The sequence below is a fragment of the Enterobacter hormaechei subsp. xiangfangensis genome (assembly GCF_001729785.1).
Taxonomy (GTDB): Bacteria; Pseudomonadota; Gammaproteobacteria; order Enterobacterales; family Enterobacteriaceae; genus Enterobacter; species Enterobacter hormaechei_C.
In genome coordinates this window covers 2,729,617-2,746,883 of record NZ_CP017183.1, presented here as the reverse complement: position 1 = coordinate 2,746,883, position 17,267 = coordinate 2,729,617, and the positions used below count along the sequence as shown (strand labels likewise).

Below are 17,267 nucleotides of genomic sequence, written 5' to 3'. Positions count from 1 at the left end.
TATGAAAAAGACACTGCTTTCTCTTTTACTTCTCACCTGTGCCAGCAGTGCGCTGGCCGCGCCGCAGGTCATCACCGTCAGCCGGTTTGAAGTGGGCAAGGACAACTGGGCATTTAATCGTGAAGAGGTCATGCTCACCTGCCGTCACGGTAACGCGCTGTATGTCATCAATCCCAGTACGCTCGTGCAGTATCCGTTAAATGACGTAGCGGAGCAGCAGGTGGCCAGCGGGAAAAGTAACGGACAGCCTGTCAGCGTGATCCAGGTGGATGACCCGGCAAACCCCGGGCAGAAGAAAAGTCTGGCACCGTTTATTGAGCGCGCTGAAAAGCTCTGCTAGCCGTCAGGTTTCCAGTAAAAAAAAAACCGCAGGTGCTTGTAAAAGCTCTGCGGTTTTTCACATTTAGTGATGTTCTGACGCTTTTTTTCAGACCACTTTTACTGTGGACTGGAAAACCTGACGTCGTCATCTATTCTTAAAGGGCAAGGCGATTGAGCCTGCATTAATGCCAACTTTTAGCGCACGGCTCTCTCCCAAGAGCCATTTCCCTGGACCGAATACAGGAATCGTATTCGGTCTCTTTTTATCTGCATGAAAATAAACGATAAAATCCGGTTTTCGTCTCAGCAGAAGGTTCACTTCCTGTGCGCCTGCCTCAAACATACCACAACCCGGCAGGCGTAAGTCCAGTCCTTTTTGGCTGTTTTGTTAAATTTTTGTTTGTATTTTGCCTGAGACGACTACGGGATCAATGCGCGCCTGTACGGAAGCCGCAATATCATCAAGTAACGCAAAGCGGCGACGGTATTCGGCGCGTTTTTTGCTGGCAATCTCCTCCAGTGCTTTACGCTCCATCTGGAGCGGCAACTGCCAGCAGAAGGGGGAGAGTTTCTTTCCGTTCAGGCCTTCCCAGAACTCGTCGTAGCTGGCGTGAAAATGACGGCCTTTGCTCAGACGGTAGCGCAGCGCGCGGAAAACATGGCCTTCATCGCTGACGGCAAAAATCGCGCTGATGTTCGAGCGTGAGGCAAGCTGGAAGATCACCTCCATCAGCACGCGTTTCGGGAAAAGACCATGGCAGGCACGGGTAGCCTGCTTAATCACCTCCCGTGAAACATGACGACGTGGACCCTGAAGGCCGCCGATCACCAGCACCGTACGGCCGTTACTGCGTGCGACACAGAACGTCAGGCTGGCAAGCAGCGTATTGTCATTGTCGTGCAGCCAAAGCGTGCTTTCGCCTTCGCGTTCGGCCTTACCTGCGGACGAGGCGTGGACGGTATAGATTTCGCCGTTTTTTGCCTCGAACCGGACAACCGGCACCTCTTGCGGGCTGGTCAGCGCGTGGGCGAGGGCGATGTTTTTCAGACTATCAATCCACTGATAGTGGCTGACGATAGCATCGGCCCGGTCGTTTGAGTTCAGGCCGCGCATCAGATACTGGCGGTGAGTTTTGCTCGGCAAGGTAATTTGAGAGGTGAGCAGCCTGTCGAAATCATCGCGCCCGGACAGGGCCTCCAGCATGCGATGGGTGGAGGACCAGAATAAAAGCGAGCGCAGAAGGAACTTTAACCGGTAATCACGTTTGTGCCAGATTGGGCCGGGAACGCGTTTTCCTCTCACCAGTTCAGAAATAATATTTGTGCGATGCGGATAAAAAACATCGTTTTGCAGGTGTATGTTTGACACGTGAAAATCCCTCTTTTTATTCCGCTCTATTTTAAAGGCCAGGGAATAAGGGATTAATAGCGCAGCGATCTTTATTTCCGGCTGGTTTATGGTTTGTTTGGATTCGCGAAATCCGACGCCAGTTCATGACATTTTCTGTGGCAGCTATACTTCTTACAGGAGGCGTTATGTATCAGAAAATAGAGGGAGAACACTGGCGTCATGTCTGGGTTGTCAGCGATATTCATGGTTGCTATCAGTGGCTTATGGATGAGCTGAAACGACGACATTTTAATCCTGATACGGATCTGCTGATCTCGGTGGGGGATATTATCGACCGCGGGCCTGACAGCGTAAAATGTTTACAGCTGATGCAGGAAAACTGGTTTTATGCGGTACGCGGTAATCACGAGCAAATGGCGTTAGATGCGCTTAAAAATAATGATTTTAGTCTCTGGTCGATAAATGGCGGTAACTGGTTTACCGGTCTTAAGGACGCTCAACAAAAACAGGTGAAGGGTTTACTCAACGCGTGTCGGGACTTACCGCACATTATTGAAATAACCTGCAAAAACGGTCTCAACGTGATTGCTCATGCGGATTATCCCTCCGCCGAATATGGCTGGCATAAGCCGGTGGATGCCCAGCGCGTGCTGTGGGATCGCGACCGGTTAATGGGCTTTATGGTGGGCAAAGGGCAGGGCATTAGCGGCGCGGATCACTTCTGGTTTGGACATACGCCTGTGGACAAACGCTACGATTTTAACAATCTGCACTACATTGATACGGGGGCAGTATTCGGGGGCTTTCTGACGCTGGCGCAGCTTCAGTAATAAATAACCCGCCTTCGGGCGGGTTCTCTTTGGGTCAGGCAAGACGCAAGACCCAGGCATCGGTTTTACTGTCGTAATGCTCACGGTACAGAACGGAATGTTCCCCATCAAGGATTGCCGGGACGCTGGTATCTGCATCCCAGGCGTCCAGCTGCATGCACAAATCCGGATCGGATTTGCAGGGAATACTTAACGTTCGTTCGCCTTGTGATTCGCCGCGCAATTCAGCGTCGTCGATTTCAAAAGCGCCAATGCGTACGCTGGTTTTCGTCATAATGCTCTCCGGTTTGTTGCCCAAAATCTGGTATGACCAGTGCAGTCACCCATTTTTGATCCTAGACAAGGAGAGCGAAATCGCCAGTAAAAAAATGCGCTTTTTTTCAGGCGCTGCGGTTGTTACCGGTAAACAGGCGGCCATCGCGTACCAGTTCGCGCGGATAGCTGTTTTTCAGCCGCGAGCCGACTTTTTTCGCCAGCCCCAGCGGATAGCCCTGATACGTCACGATGACTTCATCCTGTAACGGGCCGTCTTCCGGGTAAACGTCACGACCGCGATACCACTCTTCCGCTTCCTGATGCGTCAGGGCAAAGGTGTTCTCACTGCCGGCCAGCGCAATGACCGCTTCGTGCTGCCAGCGATAGCCTTTGTTGTGGATCTCCGCCAGGCGAATACCGAGGCGGGAGAAACGCACCTTACCAATCAGCGGTTCGATGTTGACCGGGAACAGCCACAGCTCTTTGTCACGCATCCAGAGGCGCAGGCTCTCATCCCAGTGCAGGCCGACTTTGCTCGCAGCCGCTTGCGCCTGTGCCGCCTCACGGCCTTTGACCGGCGCGAACGGGAAGTTGCCGACCTTAAACTTAGGGGCAGGCAAGGGATCGACGGCGCGGGTTTTACGCAGACGGGCAACAAAGAAGCCTTCGCAATCGTAAATCTGCGGGAAGACATGCAGGAAGCCTTCAGGCGTGGCCGCATGGCTGGCCGAGTCGAAGAGGGTGTCCAGCGGCAGAAACTCGACGGCATCCACATAGCGTTGCTTGAGCCACAGGCAGACGTCCTCGTTTTCATCGCGATTCAGCGTGCAGGTAGAGTAAACCAGCGTCCCGCCTGGGCGCAGGGCATGAAACGCGCTGTCGATCAGTTCGCGCTGCGTGGCGGCGATCTGCAGGTTGCTTTCAACGGACCAGTTTTTTAACGCATCAGGATCTTTACGCACCACGCCTTCGCCGGAGCAGGGCGCGTCGAGCAGGATGGCATCAAAGGCTTCCGGCAGGGCAGCGCCAAACACGCGACCGTCGAAGTGCGTTAACGCGACGTTGTGGATCCCGCAGCGGCTGATATTGGCGTGCAGGACTTTGACGCGGCTGGCGGAAAATTCGTTGGCGAGGATCGCGCCGCGGTTGTTCATCCGGGCGGCAATCTGCGTGGTTTTAGAGCCCGGCGCCGCCGCGACATCCATAACCCGCTCAGGCTGGTTCCCGTCGGCAAACAGCGCAGCAACCGGCAGCATGGAGCTGGCTTCCTGAATATAAAACAGCCCGCTCAGGTGCTCGGCGGTGCTGCCGAGCGGCAGGCTCTCCTCTTCATCCCGTTCGATCCAGAAACCCTCTTCACACCACGGCACTGGCGTTAATTGCCAGCCGTACGGGGAGACGAGATCCAGAAACGCCCCGACGCTGATTTTCAGCGTATTGACGCGAATACTCCGGCGCAAAGGGCGCTGGCATGCGGCGACGAAATTGTCGAAAGAGAGATGAGCTGGAAGCGCCTCGCGCATCTGTGCGAGGAATTGTTCGGGAAGAAATACGGAGTTTTGAGCCACGGGCACACCACAGGGAAACATTCAGGTGCGCAGTGTAACATAAAGGCTCCGGCGCGTTGACACCGGAGCCTGCGAGATTAACGCGGCAGCGCCGTTCCCCATTCGCGCCACTCTTTCGGTTCACTTTCCAGCAGCAGGAAGTGTTTACCTGCCTGCGCCTTAGGCGCCAGAGGCGTGCCAGGCGGCGTCGCGAAGGCAATGCCGCCGCGAATGAACTGGTTAAAGGTCCCCGTTTTGACCACGCCACCGGTCAGGCCGAAGTCCAGCGAGTAGCCTGAAGCGAGCCAGAACACCGAGTTGTTGCGAACCAGATGCTGATAACGCTGGCTGATGCGCAGGCCGACCATCACGCGATCGGACAGATTACCCAGCGTCAGGCTTGTTACTGTCCCCACTTCAATGCCGCGGAACAGGACCGGCGTACCGATGCCCAGCGAACCGGCTTCCGGCACTTCAACCACAATGCTCAGACCGTCCAGATAACGGGAGTCGGTGATGGTTGCCTCCTGCAACTCAAATTCACGACGCGCGTTGCCGCGACCCGGTTCAACGTTTATGTACGGTTGAAGTATGGTGTCGAGATGCTCAACCCCTGCGGCAGAAATTTGCGGCGTAACCACCGAGAAGCGCGAGCCTGCCCGGGCGAACGTCTGCACATATTCCGGATAAAGCACGGCGGTCGCCTGAACTTCGTTGCGCGCGGTGATCAGCGTCAGCTTCTGGACCTGCCCGATATCAATGCCGAGATAGCGGATGGGCATGCCTTCAGCCAGTTTACCGGCATCAAAGGTGTGCAGGGTAATCTGCCCCCCGACCGCACGCGCCGCGGTTTCGGACGGGAAGAGGATCCGCTTGTCACCTTTACGCATGTTGCCGCCCGCGCCGCTCAGGTTATCGAAGCTGATCGCACCGCGCAGGGCACGGGAGAGGGGAGACGCCTGTACGGTCAGCCCGCTGCCGTTGAGCTGCACTTTCGCGCCGCCTTCAGCCCAGAACACGCTGTTTGGCGTGAGCAGCTTGCGGTACTCCGGCTTGATATGCAGTTCGATATCAAACGCGTCCGCACGAGGACGAACGGTGATCACTTCCCCGACTTCAAACTTACGATAAAGCACGACGGAGCCTGCCTGGACGTCCGGCAGCGTTTCAGCGCTTAAGGTCAGCGTGGTGGTCGGCAGGTCGCCAAGGCTGTTTTCAATGGCTTTGTCCAGATTGGCGAACAGCGGATAACTCTCGCGCAGCGCACCTTTGCTGCCCGGCAGAATGCGGATCCCGCCGTTAACCCACTCGCTGGCGCTGGCGCCGAGGAACTCAACGCCGTCCAGACCCACCTTCACGTCGACCCGGCTGTTAACCACAAATTTACTGTCGCCGTGAACCAGATTGCTGTACTGCGGATCGATGGCGGCGGAGAAGGAGACCCCTTTTTCTGTCAGCTTACGTTCGAGGACCTGGCCCACCTGCACACCGTGCAGGATCAGCGGTTGCCCGGCTTCGATACCGTAGCTTTCCGGCGCATTCAGCGTAACCGTCAACACGCCCGGTTTTTGCAGCAGGGCTTTATCCGCCGGGGCGATAACAAAGTTTTTGTTCGGCGCGCCTTCACCGGGGATCAGCTCAAAGGTGCTTCCCGTCAGCAGGGAACTGATGCTGGCGTCGCTGAGGGAGAGCTTCGGATTACGCAGTTCAATGCGCGTTTTTTCCCGCAGGAGATCCACCACGCTCGGATCCACCGTCATTTCGCCGGTAACGGAGCCGCCCGCATTGAGGGTTAATTTTGTCAGTTGCCCGACCTCTAAACCCTGGTACATCAACGGGGTCGAACCGGCTTTCAGGCCTTTGGCATCCGGCAGGGTCAGCTTGACGATGACGCCGCGCTGGCTGTGCGCCAGGTCGGCGTACAGGCCAAAGGTATCTTCTGCGGCGGCAGGGCTGGAGTCAGCAGGTGAGTCGAAGGCGATAGCGCCATTCACCAGCGCCGCCAGGCTCTCAAGCTTCACTTTCGCACCGCTTAAGCTCAGGTCGGCATCGACGCCGGAGACGTTCCAGAAGCGACTGCCTTTTTTCACCAGGTTGGTAAAACGGCGCTCGATGAGTACATCAATGGTCACGCCATCTTTGTTCGGGTTAATGGCGTAGTCGTAAACGCGACCAACCGGAATTTTGCGGAAATAGACCAGAGAACCACTGTTCAGCGAACCCAAATCCGGCGCGCGGAGGTGGATCATCAAATCGCCGTTATTCAGCCGATATTTCGGCTGGGTGTCCAGCGCAACAAAGTGATCCTGTGGCTCGCCTTTGCCGGGCATCATGCCGATATAGTTACCGCCCACAAGCGCATCCAGCCCGGAAACGCCGGCCAGGGAGGCTTTAGGCGTGACCAGCCAGAACTGCGTTTCGGCGCGCAGGGCATCCTGCATATCAGACTTAATGCTCGCCCGGACCTGAATTTTGTTCAGCCCTTTGCCGAGGGAAATATCCTGCACGGTACCCACTTCCACCCCCTGGAAGCGAACGGGGGTACGTCCGGCGACAATGCCGTCCGCAGACTGGAAATCAATCGTGATGGTACTTCCGCGATCTTCATAGCTCGTCCAGATAAGCCAGCCTGCGATCATCAGCGCGATGACAGGTAGCAACCAGAATGGCGAAATGCGGCGTTTTGTTTTAATTCTCGCTTCAGTCGGCGAAGCGGGCGTTTCCTGACTCATGTGCGTCCCAAAGTAAGCGGCTGTCCAGCCATTCCACTGCAAGAATAGTCAATATCACCGCAGAGCCGAAATAAAAAGCTGCGGGTCCCATGGTAAAAGCAAGTAACTGATCGCGATTGATGAGCGACATCATCAGCGAAATCACGAACAGATCCAACATCGACCAGCGACCAATCCAGGTCACGAATCGCAGAAGCAGGATGCGGGTGCGTAGTCCTTGTTCGCATTTAAAGTGAATGCTGATAAGCAGCGTAAACATCACCACCACTTTGGTAAAGGGCACCAGAATACTGGCGATGAAAACAATGACGGCGACCCCCACGTTACTGTGCGCCAGAGAGATAATCCCTGAAAGGATAGTATCTTCCTGACGGGCGCCGTTCACATAAATTACGGAGATCGGCAGCATGTTGGCCGGGAACAAAAATACCAGGGAGGCGATAAGCGCCGCCCAGCATTTTTGCAGGCTGTTGTTGCGTCGCAATCTTAACGGAATGTGGCAGCGCGGACATCTCCCGCGTTTATCCGGAAAACCGGTGTAATGGCACCCCAGGCAGACGCGCAGGTTGTCATCAGGCCGGGTCGCGGGACGCTGCGGGTAAAATCGCTCCCAAAGCTGTTCAACATTGAGATGAATCAGGGTCAGAATACTCAGCAGGACCAGTGAAATAAACGCAAAAAGGCCAATGCCAGGTTGTAAAAATGCATAATCCTGCACCTTGATAGACGCCACGCCGACGCCCACCAGATAGATGTCCAGCATCACCCACTCCTTGAGCTTTTCCAGCATGAGCAGGACGGGGCGCAGGTTCATCCCCAGTATGTTGCCAAACCACAGGTAGGCAATTGCCGCGACCAGCACCAACGGCGCGCCGACGACGCAGAACAGCACCATGGCGGCCGTAAGCGGATCGCCCTGGCGCGTCATCTGCCAGATCCCCTGCAACACGTTAGCGTCAATACGCACGCCAAGCAGGTAGAGCTTTAACAGCGGCTCGGTCCAGGCGAAGGGCATCAGCAGTAGCATGGTGACCGCCATTGCCGCCAGACGCGTCAATGACCAGTCCCGGCCATCGCGAATTTTGGCATCGCAGCATGGACAAAAAGCACTTTGGTGCGATTTCATCTTCGGCAACATAAAAAGCGTATCGCACTGGGGACAACGCTGATAATGTGCACGGGGCAGAGCCTTGCTTACCGTACGGACAACGATCTTTCGTGTCGGCGTAATTTGGGGTGTTTTTAGGGCCATCAGTCGCACACAGATTAGTATTGTTGAAAGTTATAATAACTCATGAACGGATTCATCTTGAGCATGAGCGCATTTAATGCTTATTTTAATAGGCTATGCGGTAACTATGTAAGATAACTAAGTGATTGAATAATGAACAAAACAGAATTCTACGCGGATCTGAATCGCGATTTTAAGGCATTAATGGCAGGGGAAACCAGTTTCTTAGCCACTCTGGCAAATACCAGTGCGTTACTGTTCGAACGCCTTTCTGACGTGAACTGGGCGGGCTTTTATCTGCTGGAAGGCGACACGCTGGTACTGGGGCCTTTCCAGGGGAAACTCGCCTGCGTGCGTATCCCGGTAGGTCGCGGCGTGTGCGGTACCGCAGTGGCGACCCGTCAGGTTCAGCGTGTCGAAGATGTTCATGCGTTTGACGGCCACATCGCCTGCGATGCCAGCAGCAATTCTGAAATCGTACTGCCGCTGGTGGTTAAAAATCAGATTATTGGCGTTCTGGATATCGACAGCACGGTCTTCAGTCGCTTTACTGCCGAGGATGAGCAGGGGCTGCGCGCGCTGGCCGCAAACCTGGAAAATGTTCTGGCAGACACCGATTATCATAAATTCTTTGCGAGCGTCGCAGGATAATCAACGGATAACGTAGCATTTACTGATAGCGTCATTATAATGTCGCCTGTTCATGCCTGCGCTTGTTGGCAACGTCCGTTGTAATCAGGAAATTTCATGGAAAATCAACCTAAGTTGAATAGCAGTAAAGAAGTTATCGCATTTCTGGCCGAGCGTTTCCCGCAGTGCTTCAGCGCTGAAGGTGAAGCGCGTCCTCTGAAAGTCGGTATCTTTCAGGATTTGGTCGCGCGCGTTGAGGGGGAGATGAACCTCAGCAAAACGCAGCTTCGTTCTGCCTTGCGCCTTTATACCTCGAGCTGGCGTTACCTGTACGGTATCAAGCCGGGTGCGACCCGTGTCGACCTTGACGGCAACCCGTGCGGTGAGCTGGACGAGCAGCACGTAGAACATGCGCGTAAGCAGCTTGAAGAAGCCAAAGCTCGCGTGCAGGCACAGCGTGCGGAACAGCAGGCGAAAAAACGCGAAGCCGCAGCGGCAAACGGTCAGGAAGACGCCCCTCGTCGCGAGCGTAAACCGCGCCCGGCACCGCGTCGTACTGAAAATAACGATCGCAAACCGCGTGCTGACAAACCAGCAGCTAAAGCCCCACGTGCGCCGCGCGAAGAGCCGCGCCACACCCCGGTTTCTGACATCAATGCGCTGAGCGTAGGTCAGTCTCTGAAGGTGAAAGCGGGTAACAACGCGATGGACGCCACCGTACTGGAAATCACCAAAGATGGCGTTCGTGTACAGCTGACTTCTGGTATGTCAATGATTGTACGCGCAGAACACTTGTTGTTCTGAAACGGAGGCCGAGCCTGGCATGAACACTTTTTTTAAGCTCACCGCGCTGGCTGGCCTGTTTGCTATAACAGGCCACGCTTTCGCTGTGGACGATATTACGCGTGTTGATCAAATTCCGGTTCTCAAGGAAGAGACTCAGCACGCGACGGTGAGTGAGCGCGTGACGTCGCGCTTTACTCGTTCGCACTATCGTCAGTTCGATCTCGATCAGGCCTTTTCGGCCAAAATCTTTGACCGTTATCTGAACTTGCTGGATTACAGCCATAACGTACTGCTGGCCAGCGATGTCGAACAGTTCGCTAAACGCAAATCCGAAGTGGGTGATGAGCTGCGCTCCGGAAAACTCGATCTGTTCTACGATCTGTACAACTTATCGCAAAAGCGCCGTTTTGAGCGTTATCAATACGCGCTGAAAGTGCTGGAACGTCCTATGGACTTCACCGGCAACGACACCTTTAATCTGGACCGCAGCAAAGCGCCATGGCCGAAAGACGAGGCTGAACTGAATGCGCTGTGGGATGGAAAAGTCAAATATGACGAACTGAGCCTCAAGCTCACAGGCAAAGACGAGAAAGAGATCCGTGAGACGTTAAACCGTCGCTACAAGTTCGCTATTCGCCGACTGGCGCAGACCAACAGTGAAGATGTTTTCTCGCTGGCGATGACCGCGTTTGCGCACGAAATTGATCCGCACACTAATTATCTCTCTCCACGTAACACCGAACAGTTCAATACCGAAATGAGCCTGTCTCTGGAAGGTATCGGTGCTGTGCTTCAGATGGACGATGACTACACCGTAATCAACTCCATGGTGGCCGGTGGCCCTGCATCGAAAAGCAAAGCGATCAGCGTAGGCGACCGTATTGTCGGTGTGGGCCAAACCGGAAAGAGCATGGTGGACGTGATTGGCTGGCGTCTTGATGACGTAGTTGCGCTGATCAAAGGGCCGAAGGGCAGCAAAGTTCGCCTGGAGATCCTGCCAGCCGGTAAGGGGACCAAAACCCGTATCGTTACTCTGACCCGTGAGCGTATCCGTCTGGAAGATCGCGCGGTGAAAATGTCGGTTAAAACCGTGGGTAAAGAGAAGGTTGGCGTTCTGGATATCCCTGGTTTCTACGTCGGCCTGACCGATGATGTGAAAGTGCAGCTTCAGAAGCTTGAAAAGCAGAATGTCAGCAGCGTGATCATTGACCTGCGCAGCAACGGCGGCGGGGCATTGACCGAGGCCGTCTCGCTTTCCGGGCTGTTTATCCCGTCTGGCCCGGTGGTACAGGTGCGCGATAACAACGGTAAAGTGCGTGAAGATGCGGATACCGATGGTGTGGTCTACTATAAGGGGCCGCTGGTGGTGCTTGTCGATCGCTTCAGCGCCTCTGCATCGGAAATCTTCGCTGCTGCCATGCAGGATTACGGCCGGGCGTTAATCGTCGGCGAACCGACGTTTGGCAAGGGCACCGTTCAGCAGTACCGCTCTCTGAACCGTATTTACGACCAGATGCTGCGCCCTGAATGGCCGGCGCTGGGCTCAGTACAGTACACCATTCAGAAGTTTTACCGCGTCAACGGCGGCAGCACGCAGCGCAAAGGCGTGACGCCGGATATTATGATGCCGACAGGTACCGAAGAGACGGAAACGGGCGAGAAGTTTGAAGATAACGCGCTGCCGTGGGATAGCATTGATGCCGCGACATTCGTGAAATCGGGTGATATGAAACAGTTCGGACCGGAACTGCTGAAAAATCACAACGATCGCATCGGGAAGGATCCGGAATTCCAGTACATCATGAAGGACATCGCGCGTTTCAACGCCCTGAAAGCAAAACGGAACATTGTGTCTCTGAACTACGCTCAGCGTGAGAAAGAGAACAATGAAGATGACGCGACACGTCTGGCGCGTATCAACGATCGCTTCAAACGTGAAGGCAAGCCTCTGCTCAAAAAACTGGACGATCTGCCTAAGGATTACCAGGAGCCCGATCCGTATCTGGACGAGACGGTGCATATCGCGCTTGATCTCGCGAAGCTGGAAAAAGAGAAACCTGCTGTGCAACCTGCTCCGACAAAATAATCCCCCAACAGGCACAAGAAATTGTGCCTGTTTCTTTTTGTTCCTCATCCTTCCGTCAGGCAGATTTCCAATTGTGTAAAGTTGTGTCTTTCTGGTGACTTACGCCGTCTGGATGCTTGAAAATAGCCGTAATACCCATACGATGTGGGTAATCGCATAGTGCGTTTTGTTAAACTGAGGTTAAAAGAATATTATGATGCGAATCGCGCTCTTCCTGCTCACCAACCTGGCGGTGATGGTGGTATTCGGGCTGGTGCTAAGCCTGACGGGAATTCAGTCGAGCAGCGTTCAGGGTCTGTTGATTATGGCGCTGCTGTTTGGTTTCGGTGGCTCTTTCATTTCACTGCTAATGTCGAAGTGGATGGCACTGAAATCCGTGGGCGGTGAAGTTATTGAGCAACCGCGTAACGATATGGAGCAGTGGCTGATGAGCACGGTTGCTCAGCAGTCAAAGCAGGCGGGCATTGCCATGCCACAGGTAGCCATCTACCACGCGCCGGATATCAACGCGTTTGCTACCGGTGCGCGTCGTGACGCGTCCCTGGTGGCCGTCAGCACCGGTCTGCTGCAAAACATGAGCCGTGACGAAGCGGAAGCGGTTATTGCTCACGAGATCAGCCACATCGCCAACGGCGATATGGTCACCATGACCCTGATCCAGGGCGTGGTGAACACCTTCGTTATCTTTATTTCCCGTATTCTGGCGCAGATTGCTGCCGGGTTTATGGGTGGCAACCGTGATGAGGGTGAAGAGAGCAACGGCAACCCGCTGATCTATTTTGCTGTTTCAATGGTGCTGGAGCTGGTGTTCGGTATCCTGGCAAGCATTATTACCATGTGGTTCTCCCGTCATCGTGAGTTCCATGCGGATGCCGGTTCCGCGAAACTGGTGGGTCGTGAAAAGATGATTGCTGCGCTGCAACGTCTTAAAACCAGCTACGAGCCGCAGGAAGCAAACAGCATGATGGCCTTCTGCATCAACGGCAAGTCAAAGTCGCTGAGCGAGCTGTTTATGTCTCACCCGCCGCTGGATAAACGTATTGAAGCGCTGCGTAGCGGCGAATATCTGAAGTAACGTAATCGGGTTGAAAACAACCGGGCAGGAGTCCTTCTCCGCCCGGTTTTTTTATGCCTGCGCCCTTGGTTGGGTGACACGAAGACCGCTAATGACAGCCGCGAGGGTCGCCAGTGTCCCTGCGGTAATCAGCGCAACGTGTGTCGCATTCTGCCCGGCCAGGTTAAACATCAAGGCTACCAGTGCGGCCCCGGTGCTTTGCCCTAACAGTCTTGCCGTGCCCAGCATCCCGCTGGCGCCACCGCTGCGATGACGTGGGGCAGAGGTGATAATCGTGTGGTTATTAGGGGACTGGAACAGACCAAAACCGGCCCCGCACAGGATCATGCGCCAGATAATATCCAGATCCCCTGGCGAGGCGGGCAGGAGCGCCAGTGCAAACAGTCCCACCGCCATGACAACCAGCCCAATCGCCCCCAGAAGCCCGGCATGAACGCGCTCAATAAGGTAACCGGCCAGCGGGGCCATCACCATGGTTGCCAGAGGCCAGGGCGTGAGCAGCAAGCCTGTTTCCACTTCCGAACGGCCAATCACGCTCTGCAAAAAGAACGGCAGCGCAACCAGCGCCAGCATCTGGGCGCAGAACGAGCAAATGGAGGTACAAATGGATAGCGAAAACAGCGGAATACGCAGCAAATCCACCGGCAGTAACGGCACGGGCAGCGCCAGCTGACGTCGTACGAAGAAAAATCCGATGATAAGCATTGCAACGATTTCTGCGGCAATGAGCGACAGAGACTGCCCCTGCGCAAATCCGCTCAGCGCGGTAATCAGCAGGCCAAAGGTCAGCGCGTTCATCACGGCGCTGGGCAGGTCAAAACGCGGCATGGTGTTTTTCGGACCATTTTCCGGAAGATAGCGCAGGGCGAAGAAGATCGCCACAATACCCAGCGGCACATTAATGGCAAACAGCCACTGCCACGAGGCAACGGACAGAATGGCGGCGGCAATCGTCGGCCCGGCAGCGGACGACACGGCCACAATAAAGGAATTAATGCCCATGCCGCGCCCCAGGTGGCGGTGAGGATAGATAAGCCGTATGAGGGCCGTGTTCACGCTCATTAGCGCCGCGCCGCCAAAGCCCTGCGCGATACGCGCCAGGGTGAGGGTGTGCAGTGAATCGGAAAGGGCACAGAAGAGCGAGGTGAGGGTAAAGACCACCAGCCCGCACTGGTAAACCCGGCGATAGCCAAACATATCGCCCAGGAAAGAGAGTGACAGGAGGGAAATCACAATTGCTATCTGGTACGCGTTCACAATCCAGATGGAGCTTGCGGGAGAAGCATTAAGGTCTTTTGCAATGGTAGGAAGAGCAACGTTGGCAATCGCACCGTCAAGGACAGCCATCGAAATACCGATGACAATAGTGGCAATTGCCCCGTACCTCTGCGGTAAGGGCAGGCCATCAGAAACGTTTTTTTGCATGAGAAAAGAATGACTCAGCGTGAAATTATTTTCAGAGTAACTATTTTAGCATCGTTATTTCGGTTTTATGTCGCAGATTTGTAACGAAGTAAACCCAGATAGATTGCAGCACGCATCACACGAATTTATAATAAAAACCGGTTCTGATTTTTATAAAACACTCTCCATGAGGTGATAAATGGCAATCGCAGATTTGGATAAGCAGCCAGATTCTGTTTCTTCCGTGCTGAAGGTGTTTGGCATCTTGCAGGCGCTCGGAGAAGAGCGTGAAATTGGTATTACAGAGTTGTCGCAGCGTGTGATGATGTCGAAAAGCACCGTTTATCGCTTTTTGCAGACGATGAAATCATTGGGTTATGTCGCGCAGGAAGGAGAATCAGAAAAATATTCTCTGACGCTGAAACTGTTTGAACTGGGCGCCCGCGCCTTGCAGAACGTGGATCTGATCCGCAGCGCTGACATTCAGATGCGTGAACTTTCACGACTGACGAAAGAGACAATTCACCTCGGTGCGCTGGATGAAGACAGCATTGTTTACATCCACAAAATTGACTCCATGTACAACCTGCGCATGTATTCACGCATCGGTCGTCGTAACCCGCTCTACAGCACCGCAATTGGTAAAGTACTGCTGGCCTGGCGCGATCGCGAAGAGGTGAAGCAGATCCTTGACGGGGTGGAGTACAAACGCAGCACCGACCGCACCATTACCAGTACGGATGAACTGCTGAGCGTGCTGGATAACGTGCGTGAGCAGGGTTACGGGGAAGATAACGAAGAGCAGGAAGAGGGGCTGCGTTGCATCGGTGTGCCGGTATTTGACCGCTTCGGCGTTGTCATTGCGGGCCTGAGCATTTCGTTCCCAACGCTGCGTTTCTCTGAAGAGCGTCTTCATGAATATGTGGCGATCCTGCATACCGCAGCGCGCAAAATTTCAGAGCAGATGGGATATAACGATTATCCGTTCTGATCGACGCTTTCAATAAAAACGCCGCAACAGTGCGGCGTTCTTGTAAGCGAAATTCAACGCTGATTAACCGTTATCAATCACATCAGATGATTTACGCAGCACAGGACAGTTGGTTAACCCGATGATCCCGCTGTCGGAATGAATGTACTGCGCCGTGCTTACCCCCCGGGCGGTAAGATATTTACACTGGATACCCAGACCCGCGGCATTTTCTTTGCTTCCCATTAATACGCCGTACCCACTTAATAACAGGCCGATCCACACAATGGCCAGTACAATTACTGTACGAATAAGTAAACGCATCGTTGCCTCTTTTTTCTTTGTTGTCATGGAGTAAGCGTAACGGGTTTACGCAGTGAAACAAGTGCACGATTCCGAAAAGCGTCTGTTGAAGGTACAGTTAGCCCCTGTTTAAGATAACCGTGATAACCTGGCTGCATCAGGTCATAAGACGGAGTGTGGAGTGAAAAAAATACGCTGGGTAATTCTGATTATAGTGTTGATAGCTTGTGTGGTGCTGTGGACGCAGACTATCAATGTGATGTGCGATCAGGATGTACAATTCTTTAGCGGCATTTGTTCAATCAATAAGTTTATCCCCTGGTAGAGGCCATTTTTACGCTGAGTGATGTCCTTACGTGGCGGCAGTGGTAAAATGACTGTTTTTACTGAGGTGGTGAAATGGGTGAGTTACTGAATTCGGGGCTGCTGAGCATTGCATCCCTGGTAATGTCTTTGGTGGTGCTGGTCGTTGGGCTGGTACTGTGGTTCTTCGTTAACCGCGCCAGCTCCCGCACAAACGAGCAGATTGAACTGCTGGAAGCATTGCTCGATCAGCAGAAACGGCAGAATGCGTTGCTGCGTCGTCTGTGCGAAGCCAACGAGCCGGAGGAGAAAGCGGTACCTAAGGACGCTGTTGCTCAACAACAGGACGAGGAAGACTTCATTCGCCTGGTAGCCGAACGATAGTTTGCCCGGAAAGGGAGGTGGCCTGACGTACGGCGTAAATCCCCTCCCTTATCAAATGTGATCCACAACATCCCAACATATAATTAAGCAGCAGTTAACTATTGTTTCAGCATACTGAAAACTGGTGAATATTTATCCTTATTCGATAATTACCGTTTCGTTGAATAAATTGTGTGTTTTATCTTTCCCGAAGTGTTTTATTTTTATCGAAACGTTTTGCTTGCCTTGTTTTGAGGCAGAGTCATAAAAATTTCATTATTTTGGTGCAGAATAACGCTAATTAAATGGTGGATTTTAATACAATTAGCAAAATGTAATTAACATCGTATATTCCCTGACACATGTCGGTGCGTTGCAATGTTTTCAGCATAACTTTTCACAAAATGTTCTAACTCAGTCATTCTTTTAAAGAAAATCAGGGATTGGGATGGACGCTTTGAAATGATTGAGCTATGTTTAAAAAGTCTTTGATTACAGGGCACGTCAACGCACCCTGCGGGCAGTGAGGTCAGGTAGCGCTTCATTTGACAATTCGCATAACTGTGCAGATTGTTATGGAGTAACACCTGAATTTGTGCGGCGGATCGAGACATGTTTAAAAATGGCTTGCCATATTAAACGTTGTGTGTGATAACACGTTTTGGGTCAAACGAGGTACAGTTCTGTTTATGTGTGGCATTTTCAGTAAAGAAGTCCTGAGTAAACACGTTGTCGTTGAATACCGCTTCTCTGCCGAACCTTATATTAGTGCCTCAAGCAGTAATGTCTCAGTTTTATCTAAGTCAAAGCCTGCGGGCTAAGAAAACACTCTAAGGAATTTTGCAAATGGCAAAGATTAAAGGTCAAGTTAAGTGGTTCAACGAGTCTAAAGGTTTTGGTTTCATTACTCCTGCTGACGGCAGCAAAGATGTGTTCGTACACTTCTCTGCAATCCAGGGTAACGGCTTCAAAACTCTGGCTGAAGGCCAGAACGTTGAGTTCGAAATTCAGGATGGCCAGAAAGGCCCAGCTGCGGTTAACGTAACTGCTATCTGATCGAATCACTGCTGACTGAAGCGC

The 17,267-nt window shown here is 53.4% G+C and carries 18 protein-coding genes and 1 pseudogene; 11 read left to right on the top strand and 8 right to left on the bottom strand.

Annotated features, from left to right (window positions below; all coding sequences use genetic code 11):
- Window position 1: 1 nt before the first annotated feature.
- Window positions 2-340: a YebY family protein gene (locus BFV63_RS13205; RefSeq protein ID WP_048240591.1), complete on the top strand. Its 339-nt coding sequence runs from the start codon at window positions 2-4 to the stop codon at window positions 338-340.
- Window positions 341-466: 126 nt separating this feature from the next.
- Here the strand turns inward: BFV63_RS13205 and BFV63_RS13200 are convergent, their stop codons facing one another.
- Together BFV63_RS13200 and BFV63_RS13195 are read right to left on the bottom strand one after the other, a co-directional pair.
- Window positions 467-664, bottom strand: a complete 198-nt coding sequence (locus BFV63_RS13200; RefSeq protein ID WP_032609507.1) for a hypothetical protein — start codon at window positions 662-664, stop codon at window positions 467-469.
- A 45-nt stretch (window positions 665-709) separates the two neighbouring features.
- A complete protein-coding gene (locus tag BFV63_RS13195) occupies window positions 710-1,690 on the bottom strand; it encodes a VirK/YbjX family protein (protein WP_045337549.1) in 981 nt (326 codons plus the stop codon).
- Between the two features lie 167 nt (window positions 1,691-1,857).
- Between BFV63_RS13195 and pphA the strand changes: the two genes are divergently transcribed.
- Window positions 1,858-2,502 carry a protein-serine/threonine phosphatase gene (pphA, locus tag BFV63_RS13190; protein ID WP_045337547.1) on the top strand — a complete coding sequence of 215 codons (645 nt, stop codon included), beginning with the start codon at window positions 1,858-1,860 and terminating at the stop codon, window positions 2,500-2,502.
- 34 nt (window positions 2,503-2,536) lie between these two features.
- Here pphA and BFV63_RS13185 read toward each other — a convergent pair whose 3' ends face one another.
- The 4 genes from BFV63_RS13185 to yebS form a co-directional block, all read right to left on the bottom strand.
- Window positions 2,537-2,776 carry a YebV family protein gene (locus tag BFV63_RS13185; RefSeq protein WP_003859885.1) on the bottom strand — a complete coding sequence of 80 codons (240 nt, stop codon included), beginning with the start codon at window positions 2,774-2,776 and terminating at the stop codon, window positions 2,537-2,539.
- A 106-nt stretch (window positions 2,777-2,882) separates the two neighbouring features.
- Window positions 2,883-4,346, bottom strand: coding sequence for a 16S rRNA (cytosine(1407)-C(5))-methyltransferase RsmF (gene rsmF, locus BFV63_RS13180; protein WP_048240593.1), 1,464 nt, complete (start codon window positions 4,344-4,346; stop codon window positions 2,883-2,885).
- Window positions 4,347-4,402: 56 nt separating this feature from the next.
- The gene (locus BFV63_RS13175; protein WP_003859888.1) at window positions 4,403-7,036 is read right to left on the bottom strand and encodes a PqiB family protein; all 2,634 of its coding nucleotides are present in this window, start codon (window positions 7,034-7,036) and stop codon (window positions 4,403-4,405) included.
- Entirely contained in the window at window positions 7,005-8,288 is a 1,284-nt protein-coding gene (yebS, locus tag BFV63_RS13170) for a membrane integrity lipid transport subunit YebS (RefSeq protein WP_048240595.1), read from the bottom strand. Before yebS ends, BFV63_RS13175 begins: the two co-directional genes overlap by 32 nt.
- Before the next feature lie 132 nt (window positions 8,289-8,420).
- On the opposite strand from yebS, the gene BFV63_RS13165 reads away from it, so the two are divergent.
- The 4 genes from BFV63_RS13165 to htpX all read left to right on the top strand — a co-directional run bounded on the left by BFV63_RS13165 (window position 8,421) and on the right by htpX (window position 12,844).
- Window positions 8,421-8,918 carry a GAF domain-containing protein gene (locus BFV63_RS13165; RefSeq protein WP_032609503.1) on the top strand — a complete coding sequence of 166 codons (498 nt, stop codon included), beginning with the start codon at window positions 8,421-8,423 and terminating at the stop codon, window positions 8,916-8,918.
- Between the two features lie 96 nt (window positions 8,919-9,014).
- Window positions 9,015-9,701 carry an RNA chaperone ProQ gene (gene proQ, locus BFV63_RS13160; protein ID WP_003859895.1) on the top strand — a complete coding sequence of 229 codons (687 nt, stop codon included), beginning with the start codon at window positions 9,015-9,017 and terminating at the stop codon, window positions 9,699-9,701.
- A 19-nt stretch (window positions 9,702-9,720) separates the two neighbouring features.
- Window positions 9,721-11,769 carry a carboxy terminal-processing peptidase gene (gene prc, locus BFV63_RS13155; RefSeq protein ID WP_003859896.1) on the top strand — a complete coding sequence of 683 codons (2,049 nt, stop codon included), beginning with the start codon at window positions 9,721-9,723 and terminating at the stop codon, window positions 11,767-11,769.
- Between the two features lie 193 nt (window positions 11,770-11,962).
- The gene (gene htpX / locus BFV63_RS13150) at window positions 11,963-12,844 is read left to right on the top strand and encodes a protease HtpX (RefSeq protein ID WP_003859899.1); all 882 of its coding nucleotides are present in this window, start codon (window positions 11,963-11,965) and stop codon (window positions 12,842-12,844) included.
- A gap of 51 nt (window positions 12,845-12,895) precedes the next feature.
- Here the strand turns inward: htpX and BFV63_RS13145 are convergent, their stop codons facing one another.
- A complete protein-coding gene (locus BFV63_RS13145) occupies window positions 12,896-14,269 on the bottom strand; it encodes an MFS transporter (RefSeq protein ID WP_048240596.1) in 1,374 nt (457 codons plus the stop codon).
- 178 nt (window positions 14,270-14,447) lie between these two features.
- Between BFV63_RS13145 and kdgR the strand changes: the two genes are divergently transcribed.
- Window positions 14,448-15,239: a DNA-binding transcriptional regulator KdgR gene (gene kdgR, locus BFV63_RS13140; protein WP_003859903.1), complete on the top strand. Its 792-nt coding sequence runs from the start codon at window positions 14,448-14,450 to the stop codon at window positions 15,237-15,239.
- A gap of 63 nt (window positions 15,240-15,302) precedes the next feature.
- On the opposite strand, the gene BFV63_RS13135 is transcribed toward kdgR, so the two are convergent.
- Window positions 15,303-15,542, bottom strand: a complete 240-nt coding sequence (locus tag BFV63_RS13135; RefSeq protein WP_003859905.1) for a YobH family protein — start codon at window positions 15,540-15,542, stop codon at window positions 15,303-15,305.
- 160 nt (window positions 15,543-15,702) lie between these two features.
- Here BFV63_RS13135 and mgrB point away from each other — a divergent pair, with 160 nt between their 5' ends.
- The 4 genes and pseudogenes from mgrB (at window position 15,703) to cspE (ending at window position 17,243) form a co-directional block, all read left to right on the top strand.
- Window positions 15,703-15,846: a PhoP/PhoQ regulatory lipoprotein MgrB gene (gene mgrB / locus BFV63_RS13130; protein ID WP_003859906.1), complete on the top strand. Its 144-nt coding sequence runs from the start codon at window positions 15,703-15,705 to the stop codon at window positions 15,844-15,846.
- Between the two features lie 74 nt (window positions 15,847-15,920).
- A complete protein-coding gene (locus BFV63_RS13125) occupies window positions 15,921-16,208 on the top strand; it encodes a YebO family protein (RefSeq protein WP_003859907.1) in 288 nt (95 codons plus the stop codon).
- 668 nt (window positions 16,209-16,876) lie between these two features.
- Window positions 16,877-17,021 (top strand): annotated as a pseudogene (locus tag BFV63_RS13120) (DUF2627 domain-containing protein).
- A 12-nt stretch (window positions 17,022-17,033) separates the two neighbouring features.
- A complete protein-coding gene (cspE, locus tag BFV63_RS13115) occupies window positions 17,034-17,243 on the top strand; it encodes a transcription antiterminator/RNA stability regulator CspE (RefSeq protein ID WP_001062678.1) in 210 nt (69 codons plus the stop codon).
- Window positions 17,244-17,267 lie beyond the last annotated feature (24 nt).

Coding starts and splice junctions, on each gene's coding strand:
- kdgR (WP_003859903.1), top strand. CDS start 14,448: ATGGCAATCGCAGATTTGGATAAGCAGCCAGATTCTGTTTCTTCCGTG.
- BFV63_RS13175 (WP_003859888.1), bottom strand. CDS start 7,036: ATGAGTCAGGAAACGCCCGCTTCGCCGACTGAAGCGAGAATTAAAACA.
- cspE (WP_001062678.1), top strand. CDS start 17,034: ATGGCAAAGATTAAAGGTCAAGTTAAGTGGTTCAACGAGTCTAAAGGT.
- BFV63_RS13135 (WP_003859905.1), bottom strand. CDS start 15,542: ATGCGTTTACTTATTCGTACAGTAATTGTACTGGCCATTGTGTGGATC.
- BFV63_RS13200 (WP_032609507.1), bottom strand. CDS start 664: ATGTTTGAGGCAGGCGCACAGGAAGTGAACCTTCTGCTGAGACGAAAA.
- pphA (WP_045337547.1), top strand. CDS start 1,858: ATGTATCAGAAAATAGAGGGAGAACACTGGCGTCATGTCTGGGTTGTC.
- rsmF (WP_048240593.1), bottom strand. CDS start 4,346: ATGTTTCCCTGTGGTGTGCCCGTGGCTCAAAACTCCGTATTTCTTCCC.
- BFV63_RS13185 (WP_003859885.1), bottom strand. CDS start 2,776: ATGACGAAAACCAGCGTACGCATTGGCGCTTTTGAAATCGACGACGCT.
- BFV63_RS13205 (WP_048240591.1), top strand. CDS start 2: ATGAAAAAGACACTGCTTTCTCTTTTACTTCTCACCTGTGCCAGCAGT.
- BFV63_RS13125 (WP_003859907.1), top strand. CDS start 15,921: ATGGGTGAGTTACTGAATTCGGGGCTGCTGAGCATTGCATCCCTGGTA.
- prc (WP_003859896.1), top strand. CDS start 9,721: ATGAACACTTTTTTTAAGCTCACCGCGCTGGCTGGCCTGTTTGCTATA.
- BFV63_RS13145 (WP_048240596.1), bottom strand. CDS start 14,269: ATGCAAAAAAACGTTTCTGATGGCCTGCCCTTACCGCAGAGGTACGGG.
- yebS (WP_048240595.1), bottom strand. CDS start 8,288: ATGGCCCTAAAAACACCCCAAATTACGCCGACACGAAAGATCGTTGTC.
- BFV63_RS13165 (WP_032609503.1), top strand. CDS start 8,421: ATGAACAAAACAGAATTCTACGCGGATCTGAATCGCGATTTTAAGGCA.
- proQ (WP_003859895.1), top strand. CDS start 9,015: ATGGAAAATCAACCTAAGTTGAATAGCAGTAAAGAAGTTATCGCATTT.
- htpX (WP_003859899.1), top strand. CDS start 11,963: ATGATGCGAATCGCGCTCTTCCTGCTCACCAACCTGGCGGTGATGGTG.